Origin of the sequence: Thermogladius sp., assembly GCF_049970955.1 — an archaeon.
Taxonomy (GTDB): domain Archaea; phylum Thermoproteota; class Thermoprotei_A; order Sulfolobales; family Desulfurococcaceae; genus Thermogladius.
On record NZ_JBMFLY010000040.1, the window covers coordinates 1 to 8,454 of the forward strand.

The 8,454-nt window shown below is 58.8% G+C and carries 5 protein-coding genes and 1 pseudogene; 1 reads left to right on the forward strand and 5 read right to left on the reverse strand.

All coding sequences use genetic code 11. From position 1 onward, the window contains the following. Positions 1-386, reverse strand: a pseudogene (locus ACP5VX_RS05430) (glycoside hydrolase family 13 protein); the annotation flags it as partial. A gap of 206 nt (positions 387-592) precedes the next feature. Between ACP5VX_RS05430 and ACP5VX_RS05435 the strand changes: the two are divergent. Then, positions 593-1,291, forward strand: coding sequence for an MBL fold metallo-hydrolase (locus ACP5VX_RS05435; RefSeq protein ID WP_428724873.1), 699 nt, complete (start codon positions 593-595; stop codon positions 1,289-1,291). 111 nt (positions 1,292-1,402) lie between these two features. On the opposite strand, the gene ACP5VX_RS05440 is transcribed toward ACP5VX_RS05435, so the two are convergent. Genes ACP5VX_RS05440 through ACP5VX_RS05455 form a run of 4 tightly spaced genes read right to left on the reverse strand, consistent with a single transcriptional unit; the run spans position 1,403 to position 8,187 of the window. After that, positions 1,403-3,658 carry an AAA family ATPase gene (locus ACP5VX_RS05440; protein WP_428724874.1) on the reverse strand — a complete coding sequence of 752 codons (2,256 nt, stop codon included), beginning with the start codon at positions 3,656-3,658 and terminating at the stop codon, positions 1,403-1,405. After that, positions 3,655-5,655 carry an ATP-binding protein gene (locus ACP5VX_RS05445; RefSeq protein ID WP_428724875.1) on the reverse strand — a complete coding sequence of 667 codons (2,001 nt, stop codon included), beginning with the start codon at positions 5,653-5,655 and terminating at the stop codon, positions 3,655-3,657. Before ACP5VX_RS05445 ends, ACP5VX_RS05440 begins: the two co-directional genes overlap by 4 nt. Further along, complete coding sequence (locus ACP5VX_RS05450; protein ID WP_428724876.1) at positions 5,652-6,965, reverse strand: hypothetical protein; 1,314 nt, start codon at positions 6,963-6,965, stop codon at positions 5,652-5,654. Before ACP5VX_RS05450 ends, ACP5VX_RS05445 begins: the two co-directional genes overlap by 4 nt. Continuing rightward, positions 6,946-8,187, reverse strand: a complete 1,242-nt coding sequence (locus ACP5VX_RS05455; RefSeq protein ID WP_428724877.1) for a metallophosphoesterase family protein — start codon at positions 8,185-8,187, stop codon at positions 6,946-6,948. Before ACP5VX_RS05455 ends, ACP5VX_RS05450 begins: the two co-directional genes overlap by 20 nt. Positions 8,188-8,454 lie beyond the last annotated feature (267 nt).

The following is an 8,454-nucleotide window of genomic DNA, read 5'->3' on the forward strand; positions in this document are numbered from 1 at the left end:
CCCCCCGCGTGCAGCCAGGCCGCCTCGACCCGCTTGCCCGTCCTAAGCCTGAAAACCACGTACCCCGAGAAGCGGTGTAGGTAGGCTGGGTCCCTCTCGTCGTGGATAACGTATTCGAATGGGCCCTCTGGAACGGTGAGGTCGAGGAGGCTGCCCCTAATCCCCGGCTTCTCGGGGTGCATTATGTTCGGGAGGACAGCCGTCCGCTCGTTCTCCTCGTCTAAGATAGGCGACGGTGCGTTGTCGGCTTGGAACCAGTAAGCGTAGGTGCCGGGGTAGAGGTTGAGTCTTGCGTGCCCCTCATCCCCGGTTTTGGCCAGCCTCTTAAAGCCCGGAAACCAGCTAGTGAAGTTGCCCACGAGGTACATCCTCTTAGCTCCCTCCACTCGGTCTCGAAAAGGACCTCGAACCCCTTCAGCCTCCCGCCCTGGATGACCCTCCTCCCCAAGACCTTGTACAAGCCCACGCACCGCCGGGAGAAGCGCTTTTGAAACGCGCGACCGTTGGTGAGGCCGGTAACTAATTAAATCGGCCACCGCAAAATAGTCTTACAGCACTGTACGGGTCCGACCCCACGAAGGGATCGCGAGCCTTGGAGTACACGGTGATCTACGATGACCTGCCCAGCCTTGTCGAGGGCTGTGCTAGGGACTTCGGGCTCTCAGTCCACATCTCGCTGGATGGCTTGAGCCTACTCTTCGACGCGGGAGGTAGAGCCGAGGTCTTGCTGAACAACGCAAGGGCGGCTGGTCTCGACCTGTCCAAGGTACGCTCAGTAGTGGTCAGCCACCCCCACCTCGACCACACGGGGGGTCTGATGGGGCTCGCTTCGGGCGGGCCCACCGTGTACATCCCGTACGGACAGCACAAGGGGTTGCAGGAGTGGCTCGGCTCGATCGGCCTCAAGGACGTCGTGGTCGTGAAGGGGATAAGAGAGTTGTACAGGGGCGTCTACGTTATCCCCTTCCCCGAATCCCAGATATCCGAGCAGGCGCTACTAGTTGAGTCGGGCGGCGGCTACACCATGTTCGTGGGTTGCAGCCACCCCGGCGTTCACTACATGGTGGGTAAGGCTGTCAGGGAAGGGTTCAAAGTCGAGAGGGTTGTCGGCGGGCTACACCTGTCGGGGCAGCCCGAGTACAGGGTGAGGGCCACGGTAATGGAGCTCAAACGGCTCGGCGTAAAGGAGTTGCTCCCCCTACACTGCAGTGGAGACCTGGTACTCCAGTACGCCAGTCTTCTCGGGATGCTACGCGATAGGCCCTTTCTGTGCAGGACCTACCGTGCATGAAGCGTGGTTTAAAGGCTCTAAAAGCTTAGGTTATGTCAGGTGGGGAGGAAACCCTTTCCTGGAGACTTGGAGTCGATGAAGAGAGTGGCCAGGGCCGACAATTAACGTGGTTCACGGCGGTCTCTCGAGCAAGCTCTCGACGAACGCCCTGTAGCCCTCGTCGAGTTCCCCCTCGTACGACACCTGTGTAGCCCCGTCGCGCAGCGCCAGCCTCACCCTAGTCGACCCCGCCTCTAGCAGGTCTGCGTCGTGCGTTACCACGACGATGTGCGCTTTCTGCTCCTCGTCGAGCTTGTTTAACAGGTCCCTGAGCCTAGCCACCAGCTCTCTACTTAGGCCTATCGTCGGCTCGTCCAACAGCAGCGTTGAGTCCTTGAGCCGCGGGCTAATAGCCCTCAGGGCCTGGTTCACGGCCAGCCTGAGAGCCAGCGACGCCACCGACTGCTGCCCTCCACTAGGTAGGACTACCAGCCCCCTCCCCTTCTCGGTAGCGTAGTAGAAGCGGATCTCGTAGTCTCGGCCCAGCTCTATGCTAAGAGACTTGTCCGGCGCCAGCATGGCGTATATCGTGGTGAAGCTCTCGGAGACGAACCTGAAGGTCTCCTGCGCCAGCACTCTACTGACCTCGTCGACCATATCGGCCACCTTCTTGACGACCTCTCTACTGTTCACCAGCTTGTTGAGCTCTGAGCGCAGCGACTTCAGTTTCTCCTCTAGCACTTGGATCTTCTGGAGCTGGTCGTTAAGCGTCCTCAACTCCCCCTCCAGCTCCGAGAGCCTGTTGCTCAAAGCCCTCTCAGCCTCCCGTAGCCTGCTCAACTCGGTCTTCAAGCTGGCGTACTTCTCCTTCTTCTCCCTCAGCGAGACCTCGAGCGACTCCACCTCCTGCTGCATCCGCTTAATGGTCTCCTCGTTCGAGGCGACCTCGGCGACCCTCTCCATCAGGCTCTTCAACTCCAGCAGGAGTCTCTCCGCTTCCCGGACTCGGTCCTTCGCCCTGGCCAGGTCCGCGAGCTCCGCCTGCACTCTATCGATCTCGGACCTTAGCTTGGACCTCTCCTCTCTCACTATCTCGCGTTTCCTCCGCGCCTCCTCTAGTTCCTCTCTTATCTTCTCGGCCCTCTCCCTTAGCTCTGCCAACAGCCTGAACCCGTGCTCGTGGGGTATCTTCTGGCCACACACGGGGCAGATCCCCTTCTTGACGATCTCCTCCTTCTCCCTGTAGTCGCTCTCGACCTCGCCCAACCTCCTTTCGAGCATCGCGATCTCGGCGTCGAGCCTGTTCTCCTCTGCTATCACATCCTTCTCCCTGGTCATGAGGGCGTTGAGTCTCTCCCTCAGCTCCGACTCCCTCTGCTGGATCGCGCGGATCTCTTCCTCGACCTTCGTAGTCGCCTCCTCCAGGTTGTCTAGGGCGACCCCGAGGCCCTGCGTGTAAGTCGCCAACTTGGACTTAACAGCGTTGACCTTGTCTCTTAGAAGCCTGTTCTCCTGCTGCAGCCTGGAGATCACGCCCCTCTTCTCCTGTATGACGGAGTTTAACTTGAGGATGTCGTTGTTGACGTCCTCGAGCTCCTTCTCGGCCCTCTCCCTAGTTGAAACCACCTTATCGAGCTCCATCTTTACCTTGGCCTTCTCCTCCTCTATCTTCTTGACCCTGGACTGGAGACCCTGCTTGTCGAGGCTCCTCAACGTGTCCTCTAGCCTCGAGAGCTCCAGCTGGACTTCCCTGACCCTCTCCCCGATGGCGTCGATCACTTTGGCCACGTTAGCCCTAAAGTCGGTGTATCGCGACAGCCCGAGCGCTATCTCTATGACCTCCCGCCTCTTGGACGGCTCGAGTTCGAGTATGCTCGTCAAGTTGAACTGTGGGGAGTAGATGATGTTCGTGAACACCTCGGGTCTCTGCCTGCCGCTTTTCTCTACGAGCCCGAGTAGACTCCGGAGCTTCTCGACGTAGTCTCCCGAGCTGAGCCTAAGCTTGAGGACGGGCTTCACTTGTAGCCCGCCTTCTTCGAGTAGCTCGTACACGTAGATCGCGTTACCGCTGTTAACCACCCTATCTCCCTCCCTCTGTAGAGCCCGCTCGAGGATGAACAGCCTTTTGCCCTGCCTGACCAGGACCCTGATGAGGCCTCTAGACTCCCCCGTCCTGAGGAGGTGCCTCGGCTGCGGTGTGGCGAAGGCGTCGGCGTACTCCACTCGACCCGCTGTCGGGGTCTCGAAAGCGTACGCGATGGACATGAGGATACTCGTCTTCCCCGACCCGACCTCCCCCTGGATGACCGTTATACCTCTCGGTGGGAAGACGATCAGCCCCTTACGGAAGCTCCTGATGTTCTCCAGGTAGACTCCCAGGATCCTCAAGACTCTTCTTCCTCGGTGAGCATCTTATAGACCTTTTCGTCTAAGACGGGGCGGGCCGCCTCTCTACGGCTCGAGAATATCAAGTCCTCCTCGAAGTCGCCGGGCAGGTAGACTGGTAAAGGTCTTCTGATCGGGATGTCGACGGAGTACAGGTAAGCCTCCCTCTCGCCCAGGAGAGGCAGAGTCTCCTTGGGTATGCCTATGCTCTTGAAGAACTCCAGGTCCGGCTCGTGGCTCGTGCGCATCGCAATAATAGTGTTGAAGTTGGAGAGGATCTGCCTATCCATCATCGTGGCCATTTGCGTTATGGCCACTATGCCTATGTTGAATTTCCTGCCCTCTCTCGCTATCCTGGCGAACGGGTTGTACACCGACTTCACCTTTTCGCTACTCAGGTATAGCGGCGCCTCCTCGGATACGAGCGCGATAGGGGGCATGGTCGCCGCTGTGGCTGGGCCCTTCCGCATTCTCTCCTCGAGGATCCTACGCGCGAGAGCCAGCGCCACCACGTCCCCCTCCCTAGTAGTAACCCTCGAGAGGTCCACTACGAACAGCCTCCCGTCGTCTAGGTGGGAGGCCAGGTCGCTCAACGACATCCCTGGGTCGTGCGTGACTGGTATTTGACTAGCCCTCGCGATCAGTTCTTCTCTAGCGCGGGAGTCGAGTCCGGAGGGGATGAACTTGTACGGCCCGGTGTTCGGAGAAGAGTTCGAGCCCTTGAGCTTATTAAGAGCTTCGAGGAGGACGTAGAGGATCGCCACCACGCTCTCCGGCTCCTTCAGCGGCTCGACGGTCTTGAAGACGCTCGACGAGTCGTCTATAACGTGAACGTACCTCCTGTTACCCTTTGCGTCGACGTAGAGCTTGGGCCGGGTCCGTATGTTGAGCGTCTCCGTTATCTCCCTCTTCATCTTCCTCAAGACTTGAATGCTCTGGAACCCCTTGTCTAGCAGGTACTCGTGGAAGCCGGTCTTCACCCCCGTCTCCACCTTCATGGCGGCCTCTGCTCTTATGGCGTTGTCGAACAACAGGAGGTATAACGAGAAGAGGTGCCCCCTGGGTATGACCTCGTCCCCGGTCTGCACGATCAGGTGCTGGCATAGTGAACTGCTTAGCAGACGTCCACTACACGCCTCGAGCACGACAATGGAGAGGGCCTCGAGCAACTCCTCCAGTTGGGCAGAGTCTTCCTCGCCGAGGTTCATTGCGGTGGTGATGTCGTCTACCTCGATGTCAGCCAGGGATATCGGGGTTCTCCTGACACCCAGCGCGGTGTTCCCAGATACGTAGTCGAGGACGATGGTGTCTACCACGACATTCTTCCACGTGCTGACGACCTCCAGGGCCCTCTTGAATTCTACGCCCCCGGTGAGACCGGAGTACTCGCCGTGTCTATCGAGTATCACCCAGCTGATCGGGCGGTCCGAGTAGGCGGTGGCCGAGACAACGATACCCTTCACGCCGCTCGTTTTACCGGCTCCGGTCTGGCCCGATACGAGGATGTGTTTTGGTATCATTTTGTCTATCGGGAGCCTGATCTTCGAGGAGAGGAAGTACGTTCTGTCCCTGAGCTTCGCGTGCGTCGCGAGCCCGGCTCTGAGGTAGCATGCAGGCACCCCTTCGCTGACCGCCTCTCCGATCTTACTCATGATACTCGAGCTTGTCGCGTCCAGCGGGTCTACCTTGAAGACCGGACTGCCCGGCCTTGGCAGCGAAGAGGGGGTGTAAAGCACTCCCTCGTCCTCGTTGTACTCGAGGAAGGGTTCTGCGAGCCCTGTCTGCGTGTACGAGTCAGATATTAAGGCCGAGGAGTGCAACGCCTCTATCGCGGGTACTACGGCCTCCATCCAGCTGTTCAGAGACGTTAGTTGGAGGATGGTTTTCCTAGACCCCTGGTTTACGTAGTAGAAGTCGCCTATGGCCGGGCTGAAGTCCCTGGCGAACTGTATGACTACTCTGTTTTCCTTCCAGCCCGCTATGAAGCCTGCTGCGCTCAAGTAGGCCCCCTCACGTAACCCAGTCTCTTCTCGAAGCCAGGCCTGAAGAACTCTGCTAGAGGGTGGTATTTACCGCCGGTTTGCTCGATTATGGACAACAGCATTCTAGGTTCGAATTTGCTACTGATGTACTCCTTCTTCAACCTCACTAGTGCGTCGACTTCTAAGAACCCTAGTGGGGGATACCCGGGAGCCCGCGTGAGCCTCGCAAATATAGACTCGACGGCTGTCGACAGCCTACCAGACGAGTCCTCGACAACCCCCTCGTTTACAGCGTAGGCTTGCCTTATGTCTATGAGGGGGCCTCTAGTATAGAGCCCGAACATGAAGACGTTCACCCCGTCAACGGTAACGGGCGTCCTTAAAGCGTGGATGGTGTAGTCGTCGCTGTGGAAGACTAGGGGGTTCACTATATTGAGAAGGTGCTCGGTAAACCTCTTCGACCTCGCGCCCACATCGCGTAGGAAGGCCGCCGCCCTCTCCACGCTCTCGAGACTTATTGAGCCGTAGCCTCCCCCTACGGTGCTCAGCAATGCCCTGCTCCTCGCGATTATCGTGAACTTCGTGGTTTTCGCTATGCCGTAGATCCTCCAGAGGTGGCGGCTCAGGATCTCCTCTCTGCTAACCCCCGAGAGTATGCTGGCAATATCCAGCCCGTCGAACCCGAGCCACGCCCTTAATTGAACCGCGCCAAACCACCTAACTAGGGTTCCGTCCAATACGCATATCGAGTCTTTGATTGTACTAAGCACCTTGACACAGTACGAGAGCTCAATGAGGGATACCAGGTAGTTGGCGACGCGCCTAAAGTACTTAACACCCTTCTCCCAGTAGTCTAGGCCGCCTCCGAGGAACCTGCCATAGCCGCGCGTCAATAGGCTGGTCAAGCTCTTCGAGACAGCCTCGGCTCGCGACGCGTCCACGAGGAGGGAGTTGTCGTCCAGGGGGTGTATAACTACCTTGAAGCCGTCGGGAACTATAGAAGCGTACAGGATGTACCCCTCGACCTCAGGGCCCCCGGCTCTGTGCCCGAAGTATTCTACCTTTTCACCGCTCCTGAGCACTCCACCAACGTTCATCAGCACCAAGTGGAAGCTGTCCGTCGAGTAGGACTTGCCTGTGTGGCCCGAGTCTACGAAGACCACGGTCTGGTCGACCCCGCCCCTGAACGGGGTAGGGACGTAGAAGGATCTGAAGAACTCGTCCCGGACACGGAAGACCTCTACCTTGCCGAGACTCCTGTAGTCCTCGAGCATCAGCCTCACAACGGCCTTCAATTTGTCGCTCAGCTCATCCCTCCTGCCCGACACCGCTGACCGCCTCGACTACGTCTTCAACTAGCTCGTCCAGGGGGGCGCCCCTGGAGATCATGTCGATCAGCTCCTGCACTTTCTCTGGTGTCAGTTTTAAGCCGTACTTGGGGAGGAGCTGGGCGATGAGCCTCTTCTCGCTCTCGATCAAGTCCGCGACCTGGACTATGCTCGGGAGGGTGAAGGGGGCAGCGTCGTCTACGCCCCTAGTCCTGAAGTACACATAGACGCCCTCTCTCTCGGCCGTGCTCCTCAGCCTGTTTAGGATATTGCTGTCCGTGCCCTTGCTCACAGAGACCACCACGACCCGCCACCTCCCCTTGAGCCTCCCCACCGCCTCGGCCAGCCTGCTCTGGGCAGTCGCAAGGTCGACCCTCTCGGGCAGCTCGACGTACTCCACGTCGGGAGTATTGGAGAGCTCCACAGCCTCGTAGACTGGAGGCTCTTTGTCGAGGTCGACTACGAGGACCCTCCTCCTGAATCCTTTGTTTCTGAGGAAGAACGTGTCTAGTAGGTCGTTCGAGTCGTAGCCGACGGGGGCACCGGGGTAGGCGGCCTTGACCTGGCCCCGCCTTTCTAGGGGTATTGGGAAGTGGACGTGCCCTAGGGCGAAGTACCTGGCCTGCGGGAACAGCTGAGAGACGTCCCCCCAGGCTATAGACCTGAGGCCGCTCAGCCTAGGGACTATCTCGCTGACCCTGGACCCCCCTATGTCCACGACGCTGTGGAGCACGACTACCGTGGGTTTACTCGGCGAGCCGAGAACTCTAACCCTCCTAGAGCCAACGTAGTCTACCTCGGCGGAGTTCTTCAAGCCCGGTACCGATACGAACGCTAGGTCGCCGAGCTCCAGCGGTTTAGTCTCGATGACGTCGCCTACCCTGACACGCGGCTTCGACAACAGCTCCGCCCTCTCGAACACCTCCAGGACTCCGTTCTCGTCCAAGTGGTAGTCGTGGTTACCCGGCGAGACGACCACTCTTACCCCTGCTCTCCTCAACTCCCTGAAGACGTCGATAGTGCTGAGTATGGTCTCCGTGTCCAGCCTGTTGAGGGTGTTCGCGTCAAAAAGGTCGCCGGCTACGACCAGGTAGTCGCACGACTTAGCCGTGGCAACCTCGGCGATCTCCCTGAGAGACTCCAGGAACACCCTCCTGAAAACAGGGCTCTCGGAGAAGAGTCGCGACCCTAAATGCAGGTCAGACGTGTGTAGAACCCGCAAATAACCGGCCCCTACTAGGTTCCATAAGTTGAGTGAGCCTATAAAAGGCGTACAGCAATCTGACCAGCGGGGATGTTGCTAGGAGGAGCCGGCTTATCCCCAGTTTGAGCGCCAGGCCTAAACTAGGGCTACACCTAGACCGAGAAGGCAAAAGCGCCAGACCCGCTAGCCCGGTTCACCCGGGCCAGCGAAACTGGCGCCCTGCCCTCCCAGTCTAGGTTTCACCCTAGCTTAGACCTAGCACCCAAACCTGGTGTAGACCCGGCA